This window comes from Agromyces sp. NPDC056965, assembly GCF_042673425.1.
Lineage (GTDB): Bacteria > Actinomycetota > Actinomycetes > Actinomycetales > Microbacteriaceae > Agromyces.
On sequence record NZ_JBHURI010000006.1, the window covers coordinates 33,298 to 47,343 of the forward strand.

General features: G+C 68.2%; 16 protein-coding genes. 6 read left to right on the forward strand and 10 right to left on the reverse strand.

Features of this window, described 5'->3' with window-relative positions:
• Window positions 1–50: 50 nt before the first annotated feature.
• Complete coding sequence (locus tag ACFTQE_RS02855) at window positions 51–857, reverse strand: helix-turn-helix domain-containing protein (RefSeq protein WP_376923633.1); 807 nt, start codon at window positions 855–857, stop codon at window positions 51–53.
• A gap of 129 nt (window positions 858–986) precedes the next feature.
• The gene (locus ACFTQE_RS02860; protein ID WP_376923634.1) at window positions 987–1,580 is read right to left on the reverse strand and encodes a hypothetical protein; all 594 of its coding nucleotides are present in this window, start codon (window positions 1,578–1,580) and stop codon (window positions 987–989) included.
• 122 nt (window positions 1,581–1,702) lie between these two features.
• Between ACFTQE_RS02860 and ACFTQE_RS02865 the strand changes: the two genes are divergently transcribed.
• A complete protein-coding gene (locus ACFTQE_RS02865) occupies window positions 1,703–2,197 on the forward strand; it encodes a GNAT family N-acetyltransferase (RefSeq protein WP_376923635.1) in 495 nt (164 codons plus the stop codon).
• 72 nt (window positions 2,198–2,269) lie between these two features.
• Here ACFTQE_RS02865 and ACFTQE_RS02870 read toward each other — a convergent pair whose 3' ends face one another.
• Window positions 2,270–2,848 carry a dihydrofolate reductase family protein gene (locus tag ACFTQE_RS02870; RefSeq protein ID WP_376923636.1) on the reverse strand — a complete coding sequence of 193 codons (579 nt, stop codon included), beginning with the start codon at window positions 2,846–2,848 and terminating at the stop codon, window positions 2,270–2,272.
• A gap of 160 nt (window positions 2,849–3,008) precedes the next feature.
• Here ACFTQE_RS02870 and ACFTQE_RS02875 point away from each other — a divergent pair, with 160 nt between their 5' ends.
• The 3 genes from ACFTQE_RS02875 (at window position 3,009) to ACFTQE_RS02885 (ending at window position 6,255) form a co-directional block, all read left to right on the forward strand.
• Window positions 3,009–3,929, forward strand: a complete 921-nt coding sequence (locus tag ACFTQE_RS02875) for a S1C family serine protease (protein WP_376923637.1) — start codon at window positions 3,009–3,011, stop codon at window positions 3,927–3,929.
• Between the two features lie 152 nt (window positions 3,930–4,081).
• A complete protein-coding gene (locus tag ACFTQE_RS02880; RefSeq protein ID WP_376923638.1) occupies window positions 4,082–5,260 on the forward strand; it encodes a flavohemoglobin expression-modulating QEGLA motif protein in 1,179 nt (392 codons plus the stop codon).
• Between the two features lie 35 nt (window positions 5,261–5,295).
• Window positions 5,296–6,255, forward strand: coding sequence for a glutathione synthase (locus ACFTQE_RS02885; protein WP_376923639.1), 960 nt, complete (start codon window positions 5,296–5,298; stop codon window positions 6,253–6,255).
• Window positions 6,256–6,295: 40 nt separating this feature from the next.
• Here ACFTQE_RS02885 and dinB read toward each other — a convergent pair whose 3' ends face one another.
• Complete coding sequence (gene dinB, locus ACFTQE_RS02890) at window positions 6,296–7,492, reverse strand: DNA polymerase IV (RefSeq protein ID WP_376923640.1); 1,197 nt, start codon at window positions 7,490–7,492, stop codon at window positions 6,296–6,298.
• Between the two features lie 84 nt (window positions 7,493–7,576).
• Between dinB and arfB the strand changes: the two genes are divergently transcribed.
• Window positions 7,577–8,014: an alternative ribosome rescue aminoacyl-tRNA hydrolase ArfB gene (gene arfB / locus ACFTQE_RS02895; protein WP_376923641.1), complete on the forward strand. Its 438-nt coding sequence runs from the start codon at window positions 7,577–7,579 to the stop codon at window positions 8,012–8,014.
• A 36-nt stretch (window positions 8,015–8,050) separates the two neighbouring features.
• Here arfB and ACFTQE_RS02900 read toward each other — a convergent pair whose 3' ends face one another.
• Window positions 8,051–8,242 (reverse strand): hypothetical protein, encoded by a 192-nt coding sequence (locus tag ACFTQE_RS02900; protein WP_375832750.1) that lies wholly within the window; start codon window positions 8,240–8,242, stop codon window positions 8,051–8,053.
• Window positions 8,243–8,335: 93 nt separating this feature from the next.
• On the opposite strand from ACFTQE_RS02900, the gene ACFTQE_RS02905 reads away from it, so the two are divergent.
• On the forward strand, window positions 8,336–8,725 hold the full coding sequence (locus ACFTQE_RS02905) for an MmcQ/YjbR family DNA-binding protein (protein ID WP_376923642.1): 390 nt from the start codon (window positions 8,336–8,338) through the stop codon (window positions 8,723–8,725).
• Between the two features lie 61 nt (window positions 8,726–8,786).
• Here ACFTQE_RS02905 and ACFTQE_RS02910 read toward each other — a convergent pair whose 3' ends face one another.
• The 5 genes from ACFTQE_RS02910 to ACFTQE_RS02930 form a co-directional block, all read right to left on the reverse strand.
• The gene (locus tag ACFTQE_RS02910) at window positions 8,787–9,011 is read right to left on the reverse strand and encodes a hypothetical protein (RefSeq protein ID WP_376923643.1); all 225 of its coding nucleotides are present in this window, start codon (window positions 9,009–9,011) and stop codon (window positions 8,787–8,789) included.
• A 1-nt stretch (window position 9,012) separates the two neighbouring features.
• Window positions 9,013–9,330, reverse strand: coding sequence for an ArsR/SmtB family transcription factor (locus tag ACFTQE_RS02915; RefSeq protein WP_376923644.1), 318 nt, complete (start codon window positions 9,328–9,330; stop codon window positions 9,013–9,015).
• Between the two features lie 95 nt (window positions 9,331–9,425).
• Window positions 9,426–10,862 (reverse strand): DUF1254 domain-containing protein, encoded by a 1,437-nt coding sequence (locus ACFTQE_RS02920; protein WP_376923645.1) that lies wholly within the window; start codon window positions 10,860–10,862, stop codon window positions 9,426–9,428.
• 104 nt (window positions 10,863–10,966) lie between these two features.
• Window positions 10,967–12,799 (reverse strand): glycoside hydrolase family 2 protein, encoded by a 1,833-nt coding sequence (locus ACFTQE_RS02925; RefSeq protein WP_376923646.1) that lies wholly within the window; start codon window positions 12,797–12,799, stop codon window positions 10,967–10,969.
• Complete coding sequence (locus ACFTQE_RS02930; protein ID WP_376923674.1) at window positions 12,796–14,022, reverse strand: MFS transporter; 1,227 nt, start codon at window positions 14,020–14,022, stop codon at window positions 12,796–12,798. Before ACFTQE_RS02930 ends, ACFTQE_RS02925 begins: the two co-directional genes overlap by 4 nt.
• Window positions 14,023–14,046 lie beyond the last annotated feature (24 nt).

The window sequence follows — 14,046 nt, forward strand, 5'->3', positions numbered from 1 at the left end:
GTCTGGATTCCCAAGTCTCGTGCGTCGTGAGCGGTCGCTCTTGTAGGAAATCAATCGGCTGGCAGTGGCCAGCCGTCCAGCTCGTGGTCGGGATGTTCGCGGAGGAAGCGTTGCCGGACTTCGACGTACCGCGTCGGCGTGAGCCCGGTGAACTCCCGGAACTCGTGGACGAAGTGGGCCTGGTCGAAGTAGCCTGCGCCAGCGGCGACGTCGCCCCACTCAATGGGTGCAACTACGTCGATCGCCAATACTGTGGCGGTGAATCGGTAGCTGCGCGCCAGCCGCTTCGGTGTGACGCCGATGATCTCCTTGAACCGTTTGGCCACGTATGTGCTGCTGGCGCGGGCAGCGACTCCGAGTTCGCTGATCGGCACCGTTCCGCGCGTCTCCGCGATGGCGCTGCTCATGTGGCGGACGATGTCCAGCCCGTCGATCTCGCGTACCCGTCGCAGCAGTTCCTCCTCGAGCAGCATCAGCATTTCGTGCGGTGCGTCCGCCGAGGTCAGTCGGTGTCGCAACTCAGCGACGGCGGGCCGGCCCCAGATCTGTTCCACCGTCGCCGGTCGGTCGCACAACTCGGCCGCGGGCCCCGGAAGGAACGGTGCCAGCCCCCACGGTCTGAAGTGGACGCCCACGGACCGCGTGGGGGTCGGGTAGCCGAACTCCCATGCACGGGTGGGCGTGGCGACCGCGCAGCCATCGGCGAATTCCATGGCTTCTCTGTCGGTGCCCGCGCGGATGAGAAACGGCGCCCCGAGATTGACGATGAGCAGTGGCGCGGGCGCCGCCGGCAGCAGCAGTCGGGAGTACGGCGGAGCGCCCTCCAGGTAGTAGAGGTCGCCGATCAGACCGTCCAACGGTGGACCGGGCACCCTGGACACATACTCCACATCCACAGTATCGCCGACGGTTGGGCGGCATGAGAGTACGCCGCTCGTCGACTTCTATCCGTGTTCAGTGCGCTCGGTTGCGCCAGGAGCTCGACGTCAGGAGGTGAGCGCGACGACGGCGACGATGACGGCGACGAGGATGTCGAGCACGGCGCAGAACTGCGCGAACGAGTGATCGACGACGCGGTCGGTGCGGTGGTGGGAGATGTCCCAACCGGCGTGACCGAGGAGCGCCACTGCGACGAGGAGCCCGCCGATGGTCGGACTCAGTTGCAGGGCGAAATACGCGATCGTGCCGAAGAGCAGCATGGCGACGGCCTGCAATGGGAACGCCCACCACGGCCGAGTGCGCCGACTCACGAGTCCGACGACAACGAGCGCGGCGCCGAGCATGAACAGCCACGGGACGGCATCGAGGCCGGTGAACTTGTCGAGGGTGATCAAGACGAAGCTGGCAGCGAACGCGATCCACGCGGTGAACCGTCGACCGGTGGCCGAGGCCGCCAGATACACCAAGCCGGATGCCGCGACGACGGAAGCGGCCTCGCGGGCGTCAGTGAGCCCGTAGGCGGTGCCGGCGGCCACGAGTACTCCGAGCGCGGCCGGCCACGTGCGTCGCCATATCGAGCCTGCGTGAACTCGGGTCCATTCGATGCGGCGATCGTCCTTCGGAGCGGTGATGGCGTCCATCCTGACCCTTTCTTGAACAAGCAAGTTCGAGTTAGATAAACTGTACATCCCAGTTCAAGTTCACGGAAGAGGTGCGTTCGATGGCTCGATCGCGTCGGGACGATTCAGCAGGACCTGGCCGGGTGCAGAGCTCGGTTCTCGAACTCCGCCCCGCCACGGCTTCCGATGCAGGCGACATCGCCCGCATCTGGCGGGAAGGGTGGCTCGATGCGCATCTCGGCCACGTTCCTCGCGAGCTGGTCGAGGCGCGGACGGCGGACTCGTTCGCTGCGCGTGCAGCGGGTGCGATCGCCAGCACGATCGTCGCGACTCGTGCAGACGCGGTCGCCGGCTTCGTGATGATCGTCGAAGATCAGGTGGATCAGCTGTACCTCGACCGATCCGCACGCGGCGGCGGAGTGGGTGCCGCACTGCTCGGTGAAGCGGAGAGGCGGGTGATCGCCTCTGGCCACGCGCACGCCTGGCTGGCGGTGGCAAGCGGAAACGCGCCCGCCCGACGGTTCTACGAACGGCAAGGATGGATCGACGACGGGCCTTTCGTTCATGGAGCCCCGGTGTCCGGCGGCGTGATCGACGTCGACTGCCATCGGTTCCGCAGTCCGGAACGTGAGCATTGAAGGCCGCTCTGGATGTGATCCGCGGTGGCCGGAACCCCGATCCCGCAATTCGTTGTGGAGGTCGTCCCGAACTCAGCCTTCCGCCGCCGGCGCACCGTCGAGGACCGTCGGGATGTACTCCAGAAGCTGGAGCTTGCCGTCGAAGGTGCGGCTGTCGACGAGTTCGAGAGCGACGTCGGGGTAGCCGTCGAAGATGCGCTCCCTCCCCGTGGCGCCGGTGATCACCGGGAAGACGACCACCCGGAAACGATCCACCAAGCCCGCGGTGAGCAATGTTCTGGCCAGGGTGAGGCTGCCGATCGTGCGGAGCTCCCGCGACTCGCGCGCCTTCAGGTCTCGAACGGCTGAGATCGGGTCGGAGCCGACCAGTTCAGTGTTCGCCCACGAGAGCGGCTCGCTGAGTGTGGAGGAGAACACCACCTTTCGCGCAGCGGTGAGGGCCTGTGATCCAGGGTCGTCCGACTGGGCGATGCTCTCGGCGAAGAGTCGGTACGTCGTCGCGCCCATGAGCTGGATGGGGTCGCCTTCGAGGCTGTCCTCTTCCAGCCAGGCGAGGTACTCGGGGCCTTCCATGCCCCAGAAGCCGGGCCATCCGTCGGCGGCTCCGTAGCCGTCGAGGGAGATGATGTAGTCCACCATGAGCGTTGACATCTGCGATTCCTTCAGTCGATCCATTATCTTGAACAGCAGTGTACGGATTAATGATCGACTTGGATAGTGCGATCGCTGCGCCTAGCGCGGTCGACGCCAGTCGCGTCTGCTCTGCGCGAACCTCGGCCACGAGACCCCGCTGCGGGTCGAGACTGGCTGCATGGACGACAACGAGGCTCTCGACGCCTATTCGGCAGCGGTCGTGCGCGTCGCCGAGATGGTGCTGCCGTCGATCGCGGCGGTGAGCGTGCGTACCGCCGCTGGGGCGGGTGCCGGAAGTGCCTCGGTGATCAGTACCGACGGCCGCCTCTTGACAAGCGCCCATGTCGTCGTCGATGCGTCGGCAGTCGAACTCGCGTTCGCCGACGGCAGCTCCACCGACGCAGAGGTGGTCGGCGCCGACGTGCTCTCCGATCTCGCTGTGCTGCGGGCGACTGGGCCGACGCCCGTTCCGGTGCCGCTCGGCGACGCGACGCGCCTGCGTGTCGGACAACTCGTCGTTGCGCTCGGCAATCCGCGCGGGCTCGCCGGCAGCGTCACAGCCGGTATCGTCTCGGCACTCGGCCGGTCGCTTCCGACCGGCGCGGGCCGGGTGATCGATGAGGTGATCCAGACGGATGCCGCGCTCAATCCCGGCAGCAGCGGGGGAGCACTCACCGACAGCACCGGCCGGCTCGTCGGCGTGAACACCGCGGTCGCCGGCTTCGGGCTCGGGCTCGCCGTGCCGATCAACGCCACGACCCTCGACATCATCGAGAAGCTCACGGCCCACGGTCGAGTGCGTCGGGCGTGGCTCGGCGTGGTGGGGGCGAAGGTGCCGTTGAGCCCCGAGGCCGCCGCGCTGGTCGGATCGCCGACCGGCATGCAGGTCATGTCGACGATCGCCGGTAGCCCAGCCGCACTGGCAGGGGCGCACCGGGGCGACATCGTCGTCACGATCGACCGCACACCGGTGTTCGACCCGACCGGGGTGCAGCGGCTCATGGTCGAGGATGCGATCGGCCGCAGCATGGAGATGACCGTGCTGCGCAACGGGGCGCTCGTCGATCTCGTGCTGGCGCCCGACGAATTGCACAGCTGACGCGGCGCTGCCGCTCGAGCGGCGATCCGGGCGTCGGTCGCGCCATCGGCTTCGTCACTCCCAGCGCATAGTGCACCTCGTGCCACCAGGCAAGGCCTCGACGCCGCGCAGGGGCACGCCTACGGTCGGACTATCAACCGAATGGAGCCATCATGTCGGATCCCGAGCAGTTGGCACCCGCACTCGACATCGACGCTCGGCTCACCGAGATCGAGCACCGCGTGAACCTGCTCGTCAACATCACGCCACTCAACGCGGCGGAGGCCTGGGCCGACTTCGAACGCAGTGACTTCGGCACGGCGCCCACGCTGCGGCTGCGGCCGTTGGACTTCGACCCGGACCTGGCGCAGCGTGAGCTGTACGACCTCGAGGTCGAGAACGTGGATGACCCGGCGCTGTACACGCTCTTCCGGGCGAAGCGGGACGAGATCGCCCGGCAGATCACGGCGTTGGAGGACCGCGACACGTCACGTTTCCTGTACGGGTCGCTCCAGCTCTATGGGACGGTCGCCCCTCCGCTGACAGCGGCGGCGACGGAGCTGCTCGAGATCATCCCTCCGCAGGCGCCCAGCACCCAGACCGTCACGGCCGGAGCGTTCGCCGACGCAGCCCGTGCGGAGTTCGAGCGCTACCGCGCCGTGTACCCGGACTTCCCGGTCCGCGTCGAGGTACGGGACGACATCTCCGAGCTGATGGTGTCGTTCGGCCGCCTGCTCATCCCGGAGTCCGCCGCCTTCCGCGCCGACCGCATCGATGCGTTGCTGCATCACGAGGTCGGCACCCATGTCGTCACATTCCAGAACGGTGCCCGGCAGCCACTGACGCTCCTGACCATCGGCCTGCCCGGCTACGACGAGACCCAGGAGGGCCTCGCAGTGCTCGCCGAGTACCTGACCGGCGGGTTGGACCCGCGGCGGCTGCGCGTGCTCGCGGCGCGAGTGATCGCGGTCGGCAAGATGCTCGACGGCGCCGACTTCCTCGACATCTTCGAGTCGCTGCGGGCCGACCATCGCATACCGGCACGGACTGCGTGGTCCATCGCCATCAGGGTCGTCGTCGGGGGCGGTTCGGTAAAGGACGCGATCTACCTGCGCGGGATCGCGCGCATCCTCGACGCCCTCGCCGAAGGCAGCCGCCTCGACGTCCTGCTCGTCGGCAAGCTCGCGTTGGACCACATCCCGCTGGTGCAGGACCTCCTCGACCGCGAGGTGCTCCACGCGCCGTGGGTTCGGCCACGCTGGCTGGACGTGCCCGGTGCACAAGAGCGTCTGGAGAGACTGCGCGCGGGCGCGACGGTCACCGACCTTTATGAGGGAGACGTGGCGGCATGAGGCTCGCATTTCTCGTCAACGACGTCGACACCGAGGTGGACGAGTACACGACCACTCGACTCGCAAGGGCCGCAGCCAGGGGCGGGCACGAGACCTGGTATGTCGGCGTCGGCGACATCGAGCTCGGAAGCAACGACGGACTCTTCGCAGCCACGGCTCGTGCCGCGCGGTGGAAGAGCACCGACACCCTCGCGAGCTTCATGGAGCGGATCAAGGCGCGCGACGCCGAGCGGATCGTCATGGACGACCTGGATGCGCTCGTCCTGCGCAACGAGTCGATCGACGACCTGCAGGAGCGCCCGTGGGCCAGCCCGATGGGCGTGGTGTTCGGACAGATGCTCGCGGCCCGAGGTGTGACGGTGGTCAACGACCCGAACACCCTGCATCGGGCGACCAGCAAGCTCTACCTGGAGGAGTTCCCCGAGAGCGTCCGACCGCGGTCCCTGGTGACACGGAATCCGGAGGCGATCGAACGGTTCGTCGACGAAGTCGGCCACTGCGTCGTCAAACCGCTGTACGGGGCCAAAGGCCGCAACGTCTTCATGATCGAAGGCCCGGGCGAGACCAACCTCGCGCAGATGACGGAGGCGGTCCTGCAGGACGGCTATGCCATCATCCAGGAGTTCATCGATGGAGCCAAGGACGGCGATGCCCGAATCTTCCTGCTGGACGGCCGCATCCTCGAGCGCGACGGCAAGCCGGCCGCCTTCCGACGCGTACCCACCGGCAACGATCCGCGCGCCAACATCAGCACCGGTGGCCGGTCGGTGCCCCTCGAGGTCGGTGCGACAGAGCTCGGCATCGTCGAGGCGATCGGCGACAAGCTCGTCGCCGATGGCATGTTCCTCGTGGGCATCGACGTGATCGGCAGCCAGGTGGTGGAGATCAACGCGGAGAGTCCCGGTGGGTTCCAGAGCGTCGAGCGGCTCTACGACATCGACATCGCCGAGACCGTCATCGAAGCTCTGGAGCGCCGCGCGAGCCGAGGGTCCTGAGCCCCACCGCCGTGGTGAGCTGGAGCACCGTTCGTCGGGTTCACTCGTGTTCGGGCAGCAGCGGCGCCGACCAGCCCGGTTCGCGACCGAGCTGCGCGGCTCGAGCGACGGAGGCCGCGCCGAAGCGATCGCGTACCGCGTCGAGCACCGTGTCGAGCTTCACTCCGTCGTCCCAGTCGATCGGCAGCTCCGGCTGCAGGCTGTCGATGTGCGCGAGCTGCGACAGCGAGACGCCGATCAAGGTGATGCCGCGCTCGGCGATCTCGGGTCGCGCACTGGCGAGCAGCTCTCGTGCAACGGCGAGCAGCACTGCCGTGCGGTCGGAGGCGGAACCGAGGGTGCGCGATCGGGTGGCCTTCGCGAAATCGCCGTAGCGAAGGCGCAGCACGACCGTGCGGCACACGCGGTCGCGATCGCGGAGGCGGCGGGTGAGTCGATCGATGATCTGGGTGAGGATGAGGTCGAGTTCTTCGGGCGAGCGCGGGCGGCTGCCGAGTGCGCGCTGAGAGCCGATGGAGCCTCGGCGGCGGGTGGTGTCGACCGGGCGCGGATCGCGGAGTCGCGCCAGCGCGTGCAGATGGGCGCCGGTCGCCTTGCCGAGCAGCCGCTCCGCGGCTGCGGCTTCGAGTTCGGCCAGTTCCCCGACCGTGCGGATGCCGAGTCGGTGCAGCTTCTCGGCGGTCACGGCGCCGACACCCCACAATCGTTCCACCGGCAGCGGCAGCAGGAACGCCTCCTCCCGTTCGGGTTCGACGACGAGGAGTCCGTCGGGCTTGCTGACCGCGCTGGCGACCTTCGCGAGGAACTTGGTCCGCGCGATCCCGACCGAGATGGCCAGCCCGACCTCTGAGTGAACCCGCTCACGCAATCGCACCGCGATCTGCTCCGGCGTGCCCGCGATGCGTCGGAGGCCTCCGACTTCGAGGAACGCCTCGTCGATGGAGAGCCCCTCCACGAGCGGAGTCGTGTCGCGGAAGATCGCGAACACGGCTCGACTGGCCGCCGAGTACGCGTCCATCCGCGGCGGGACGACCACGATGTCGGGACACAGCTCGCGCGCCTGCCGGCCGCCCATCGCCGTGCGCACCCCACGCGCCTTCGCCTCGTAACTCGCCGCCAGCACGACACCGCCGCCGACGGCGACAGGTCGGCCGCGCAGCTCGGGCGCGTCACGCTGCTCGACTGAGGCGTAGAACGCGTCGAGATCCGCGTGCAACACGGTCGCCTCGCCCCGCATCTCGTTCCTCCTGCACTCGTCCGTCTTCCGGATCGTCGCACGAACCGGCGACACAGACCTCGAGCGACAGAGGATGATGGATCCATGCCCGCTGTCAACCGTCCCGGTCTTCGGGTCGATGCCGGGCTCACGATTCCCGATTCCGAGCTCTCCTGGCGGTTCTCGCGGTCATCCGGCCCGGGCGGTCAAGGCGTGAACACCGCCGACTCCCGAGCGGAACTCGTGTGGGATGTCGCGGGCTCGGCGGTCCTCTCTCCGCTCCAGCGGGAACGGCTCCTCGACCGTCTGGCCAACCGCCTCGTCGACGGCGTACTGACGATCACGGCATCCGAGCATCGCGCGCAGTTGCGCAACAGGAATGCCGCACTCGCTCGGCTCGCCGCCGTCGTGGCCGACGCCTTGCGGCCGCCGTCGCCCTCACGACGACAGACGAGACCGAGTCGGGGGTCCAAGGAACGGCGTTTGGAGGCGAAGAAGCGGCGCACCGACGTCAAGCGACTGCGTCGCCCGCCTCACGACTGACCACGGACCGGCGGCATCGGGGTGCGCCGTCGCGGCTCATTCCACGAGTGCCGTGAACAGTTCGTAGACCATGAACGCCGGCCAGAAGAGGCCCTGGAAGAACGCCCCGATGAACTCCCAGAACGCGTCGGCCTGCTGGAAGAAGAACACCCACGCGCCGATGATGCCGAGGCCGTAGATCGCACCACCGCCGGCGAAGCATCCGGTATTCGAACTCCTGTCGGTCATGTCGCCCTCCCGAGGCACACGATACGCCGCCGGCGGTCGTGGGGCACGCGATTCCAGCGATCCCGCGTCGGCGGTGCGTCGTACACTCGGCCTGTGTCCACCCTCGACGACCTCCGACGCATCGCCGCTCGGCTGCCCGGCAGTGAGCAACGAGCGACGACGGGCGGCGCCGCGTGGTTCGTCCGCGGCAAGCTCTTCGCGTGGGAGTGCCACCCGTGGCCGAGCATCCCGGTAGACATGCGCGCGATCATCGCGGCCGAGCTCGTCGTCGGGGTGAAGGTCGCCGACCCCATCGATGCGCTCGCGCTCGTCGAGATGGCGCCAGACGTGTTCCTGCGCACGACGACGAGTTGGGGAGAGCCGAAGGTCGCGTTCCGCATGCAGGGCATCGACGAGCAGCACCTCGCCGAGCTCGTGACCGAGGCGTGGCGGGTGCAGGCACCGAAGTACTTGCGGGCGGAGTTCGACGCGGTCGCCGGGTAGGGCGCCGACGACGATCGCGCTGAGAGCGCTGGAGTCCCGAGAGCGCTGCCGCTCCGCAGGCCTACTCGGGGATGTCCTTCAGCGTCTTCTCGACCGCACCCAGGCGCCCGTCGATGGAGTCGAGCTTGGCGAGCAGCCTCTCGTTCACCGCGGTGCTCTGCTCCATGGCCTTCTTCAGCTCCGTGTTCTTGTGACCGAACATGCCGGCGATCATCGTGATGCCCCACACGATGATGCCGACGATCGCGATCCACGCGAACCAGGGAATGTATGCCAAGCCGTCCATCTCAGGTCTCCATCTCAGGGTCGTTCGCGACGGCTGCGGCGAGCGCGGCAGCGTCGATCGTGATGGCGAACGGCACGAGTTCGAAGAACTTGAGCGCTTTCCCGCCGTCGGACATCTCGAGGTGGCCGGCGACGAAGCCGGCCTCCTCGAGCTTGGTGAGGTGCATGTAGAGCAGTGCACGGCTCATGCCGAGTCGGCGCGCGAGCTCACTCACATGGAGCGACTCCGCGTGCAGCACCGCGATGATGCGCATGCGCTGCGGGCTGGCGATCGCCGCCAGCCTCGCGCTCAGCGCTTCGGACGTCGTCTCCGAATTCATGGCTGCACCTTGCACATGTCAGAAGTCTATTACACATGCAACTGATCGACGAACTCAGCCGCTCGGATGTCGCGGCGAACCGCCACTGAGTGGGATTAGTCGATCGGCTCGAACTCGTTGAGCCGCCAGGTCTGATCGAACCATGGCTCGAGCGGCCCGTAGATGCGGAAGAGGGGGAACCACGACTTTCCGGGCACCGTCTCGACCCAGTTCGACTCCTTGCCGGCCGGCGCCGTCGGTCCGAAGAAGAGGTCGAACGAGCCGTCGTCGTTGGCCTGGAGCTTGCCGTCGTTGCTCGCGAGCGCGGGATACGGAGTCGAGGGGATGACGAGCAGCGAACGCGTCTGCGTGTCGTACAGGTCGACCGCCCAGAAGTTCTTGGCCGGGGGATTGGCGTCGACGCGCAGGCGATAGCTGCGCGCACCGTCGAGGAGTCGTTCCTGAGCGTCGTGCACGGTGTAGGCGTACGCCGAGCCGGCACCGACCTGCGCGTGCGCCATCGCCGGGGTGATGACCGTCGCGAGGTAGTGGAACTGCGTACGCGCATCGAGCAACCGCGCACCGTTCCTGATGAATTCGTAGTTGCCGCCGACGAAGCCGTTGCGCCACGAGCCGTACAACACGGCCTCGGGGTCGCGGGGTTGGTAGGCGACCGTTCGAGCGAGTCCGGCGGCGATCGGCGCTGCCTGCTCGAGGATGCCGCGCAGCCTGGCGTCCGGCGCGAACGGCTGACCGCTCACGATGCCGATCGCGGCGAGTTGCCCGGCACGCTCGGGATCGAGCGATTCGACCGGCTCCTCCTGTACGAGCGTGGCCACCTCTTCGTAGAACGAGGAGTCGTTCGCGTGCACGGTGTTGAACGGCGTCTCGGCGAGATTGATGAACTCGTTCTCGGCAGGGTTCGCCGCCTCGGCGAGCGGGTAGATGCGCGTCTGCTTCATCGCCGGCACGCCGCCGAGCGCGCGGAGCACCACGAAGTTCGTGAAGGTCGGTGTGCGGTAGACGAAGTAGCCGTCGGGCACCTCGCCGTCGTAGCCCGGCGGGAGGAAGAGGTACTTGCCGCCCGCGCCTCGATCCGGCCCGGCGATGCCCATGTCGGCGACGTAGCGGAACCAGAAGTCGTCCACGACGCAGAGCGACTGCGGCGGTGCCTCGATGACGGTCGGCCCCCACGCCTTCAGATCGAGCATGGTGGTGCCATAGGTCGTCTCGGTGTTCGGCGTGAGGAACAGCGCCTTCGAGGTCGCCCGGGGCTCGGTGATGCCGATCTGCCGCGGTGTCGTGACGCCGGCGACGCGCAGGCCCGCGCGGAACGCCACGAGTGACGCGCCGGGAACGGTGTTCAGGAACACGTCGACGGCCCGGATCAGGTCGAGCGCGGCATACGCCGTGTCGACCGTCTCGGGCAATGGCACCCCGTCGAAGAAGCGGAGTTCGCCGAACGGCGACGCGACGGTGTCGGGTGTGCTCAACGAAGCCACGGCCTCTGCCATCTCGACTGCGGTGAGTCCTGGACGCTGCTGCTCTGACATGTTCCCCCTTGATCGAACGTCATCTCACCTTGGCAGCGGCACGAGCCGAAGACAAACATGCGGGGTCCCGTGTCCCGGCCGGTCGGCCGCACGGCCGATCGTTCCTACGGGCTGGTGGGGTACCGCAACCGTTCGGTCACCGAGCGGACGACGTCGACGGGCAGCTTCACGACGCGGCGGTCGTAGCTCAGCAGCCCGTTGCTCTCGTCCTCGACATCACTGAGCTGGGTGTACACGATGGCGGCGAGGCCCCGGGGGAGCGTCGGGATGATCTCCTCTTCGTGCAGTCGCACGAAGGCTGCAGCGAGGCTGTCGCGGTCGCCGAACCGCTTGTAGCCGAACTCGCGCGGCGTCACGCTGTGCTCGGGCAGGCGCTGACTGTATCCGCCGTACTCCGACACGACGAGCGCTCGATGGGCGGTCGCCGGTCGACGTCGCGGTACCCGGAACCGTCGGAAGTACACGTGCAGGCTCGTCAGGTCGCCGACACCCTGGTCGTGCCATCCGCTCGCATGGTCGATGCTCCGACTCGGGTCGAGTGCGCGCAGTTCCGCCGTGACCTCGGCGGCGTCGAACTGCCCCCAGCCCTCGTTGAACGGCACCCAGACCGCGATGCTGACGACGCCGTGCAGGTGCTCGACCATGTCGCGCAGCTCCTGGCGCCAGTGCGCGCGCGCCGAGGCATCCGTTCGGCCGAACGCCCGGTATCGATGGTCGTCGAGCCGCAGCGGTGTCAGCACGGGCGCCGTGATGACGACCGGGTCGTAGCGCCCGCCGCCGTTCACCGCGTCCTGCCAGACGAGCATGCCGAGCCGGTCGGCGTGGTGGTACCAGCGCAGCGGCTCGACCTTGATGTGCTTGCGCAGCATCGTGAACCCGAGCTCCTTCATCGACCGGATGTCGTGCACCATCGCCGCATCCGACGGCGGTGTGTACAGTCCGTCGCTCCAGTAGCCCTGATCGAGCACGCCGGCGTGGAAGTACGGCTCGCCGTTCAGCAGCAGGCGCGGCAGCCCGGCGGAATCGGGGCCGACTCCGAAGCTGCGGAGCCCCGCGTAGCTCACGACGCGGTCGTCGCCGTACTCGACCTCGATGTCGTAGAGGAACGGGTGCTCGGGAGTCCACGACTTCGGCTCGGCGATCGTCAGCACGAGCGGATGCCCCGCTGCCGTTCGCCCCTCGGCCACGGGCACGCCATCGGCGGCGACTCGTACGGTCGCGAGCTGCTCGATCGCCGCTCCGGCGGCGTGCACGGTGACGGTCAGCTCGCCGCGTGCGGGGTCGGCCTCGTATTCGAGCCGTGCGATCCACGCGGCGGGCACCGCCTCGATCCAGACGGTCTGCCAGATGCCCGACTGCGCCGTGTACCAGATGCCGCCGCGATCGAGCTTCTGCTTGCCCCGGGAGTACTCGGTGGTGTCGCTCGGGTCGGTGACCCGCACGAGCAGCTCATGGTCTGCGCCCTGCCCCCGTTCGCCGACGGCATCGGTGATGTCGATCGTGAACGGAAGGTAGCCGCCGACGTGTTCGCCGACGACGATGCCGTTCACCTCGACGGTGCAGCGCTGGTCGACGGCGCCGAAGTGCAGCAGGATGCGTCCGCCGGCCGGCGCGAAGCCTTCGTCGAGGTGGAAGGTGCGGCGGTAGTGCAGCGTCTCATCGGGCTGCAGCTGCCTGCCGACGCCGGAGAGCACCGATTCGGGGGAGAAGGGCACGACGATCTCGCCGTCGTAACCGTCGTAACCGTCGGAAGCGGCGGAACCGTCGGGTGTCTCGCCCTCGGGCGTGATCGCGTACCGCCAGACGCCGTTGAGGTTCAGGTACGACCCGCGAGCGAGCTGCGGTCGAGGGTATTCGGGAAGCGGATGCTCGCGATCGAGCTGTTCGCCCCACTCCGTGAGGAGCGTCGACGGCGACGCTCGGTCGGCGCGGCTCATGCCTGCCCTGCCGCTGCGCGCTCTTCGGGTTGCGCCCGCTGCTCGCGCCGCTCACGGCGCAGGAGCGCGATCGTCGGCACGACGACGAGCACCGCGACCACCGCTGCGCCGATGAAGATGCCGGCCGTCGGCACCTGCTTCACGACGCCGAGCTCGGCATACGTCTCGCCGGCGCCGCTGATGATCGCCGCGCCGATGAACGGGCCGATGACCATCGGGATCAGGATCGCGAAGATCATGCGGAGTCCCTGCACCGAACCTGCGCGGTCGCGCGGGGTGGCATCGCGGGATGCGGCTCCGACCCCGGCGACGACGAGCATGAACCCGCTCATCATCGCGAGCCCCGCGATGATGACCCACGTGATGTCGCGCACGAACGTCATGAGCACGAGGCCGACGAGGTAGATCGCGAGGGCGGGGAGGATCGACCGCACCTTGCCCACCCGGTCGATGAACCGCCCGCCGACGATGCTCACGACCGACGCACCGAGGAGCACGACGCCGAGCACGAGCGCGTAGCCGTCGATGCGCAGGGTTCGCTGCAGGTAGATGATCAGGTACGGCAGGAACACCTGCGTCGAGATGCCGAAGACCGCCCATGCCCCGAACGTGAGGTACAGCGCCGGATTCGCGCGGATCGTCGACGGCCGCAGGCCGAACGCGATCGAGCGCCAGACGCCGTCGGCCTGCCGTTGCGGCGCGGTCGAGTCGCGCATCAGGAACCAGGCCACGACGCCCACGATCACGATCGCGATGCCGATCGTGAAGAAGAACGTGCGCCATTCGCCGGCACGGGTCAGTCCGTCGAGCACGCCGAACACGAGCAGCATCGAGAGCAGCGGCAGCGCGGCGAGCACGGCCTCGACGCGCCCGCGGTTCGTGGTGTCGGTCACATCGGTCACCCAGGCGTTGAACGCGGCATCGTTGGCGCCCGACCCGAGCACGCTCATGAGGCAGTCGAGCACGATGACGGTGAGCACGGCGAGGGAGATCGCACCGGCGACGGATGCCGCGCCGGCGAGCCCCTCGACCGTGACGAGTCCGAACGCCGCGGTCGAGAGGCCCCACAGCACGTACCCGCCGGCGACGAAGATGCGGCGACGGCCGACCCGGTCGCTCCACGCGCCCACGACGAGCGTGGCGAGCGTGGCCGACGCGGCGCGGGGGGGGGCCCACGCCCCCCGGACCCCCCGGGGCTCGGGGTTAGTGGGGGTTGAGAACACCGTGTTGGACAATGTGTAGACCCG

Bases quoted from the DNA above. Each gene is read 5' to 3' on its own strand.
- ACFTQE_RS02860 (WP_376923634.1), bottom strand. From the start codon at position 1,580: ATGGACGCCATCACCGCTCCGAAGGACGATCGCCGCATCGAATGGACC.
- ACFTQE_RS02870 (WP_376923636.1), bottom strand. From the start codon at position 2,848: ATGTCAACGCTCATGGTGGACTACATCATCTCCCTCGACGGCTACGGA.
- ACFTQE_RS02875 (WP_376923637.1), top strand. From the start codon at position 3,009: ATGGACGACAACGAGGCTCTCGACGCCTATTCGGCAGCGGTCGTGCGC.
- ACFTQE_RS02880 (WP_376923638.1), top strand. From the start codon at position 4,082: ATGTCGGATCCCGAGCAGTTGGCACCCGCACTCGACATCGACGCTCGG.
- dinB (WP_376923640.1), bottom strand. From the start codon at position 7,492: ATGCGGGGCGAGGCGACCGTGTTGCACGCGGATCTCGACGCGTTCTAC.
- arfB (WP_376923641.1), top strand. From the start codon at position 7,577: ATGCCCGCTGTCAACCGTCCCGGTCTTCGGGTCGATGCCGGGCTCACG.
- ACFTQE_RS02900 (WP_375832750.1), bottom strand. From the start codon at position 8,242: ATGACCGACAGGAGTTCGAATACCGGATGCTTCGCCGGCGGTGGTGCG.
- ACFTQE_RS02910 (WP_376923643.1), bottom strand. From the start codon at position 9,011: ATGGACGGCTTGGCATACATTCCCTGGTTCGCGTGGATCGCGATCGTC.
- ACFTQE_RS02915 (WP_376923644.1), bottom strand. From the start codon at position 9,330: ATGAATTCGGAGACGACGTCCGAAGCGCTGAGCGCGAGGCTGGCGGCG.
- ACFTQE_RS02920 (WP_376923645.1), bottom strand. From the start codon at position 10,862: ATGTCAGAGCAGCAGCGTCCAGGACTCACCGCAGTCGAGATGGCAGAG.
- ACFTQE_RS02925 (WP_376923646.1), bottom strand. From the start codon at position 12,799: ATGAGCCGCGCCGACCGAGCGTCGCCGTCGACGCTCCTCACGGAGTGG.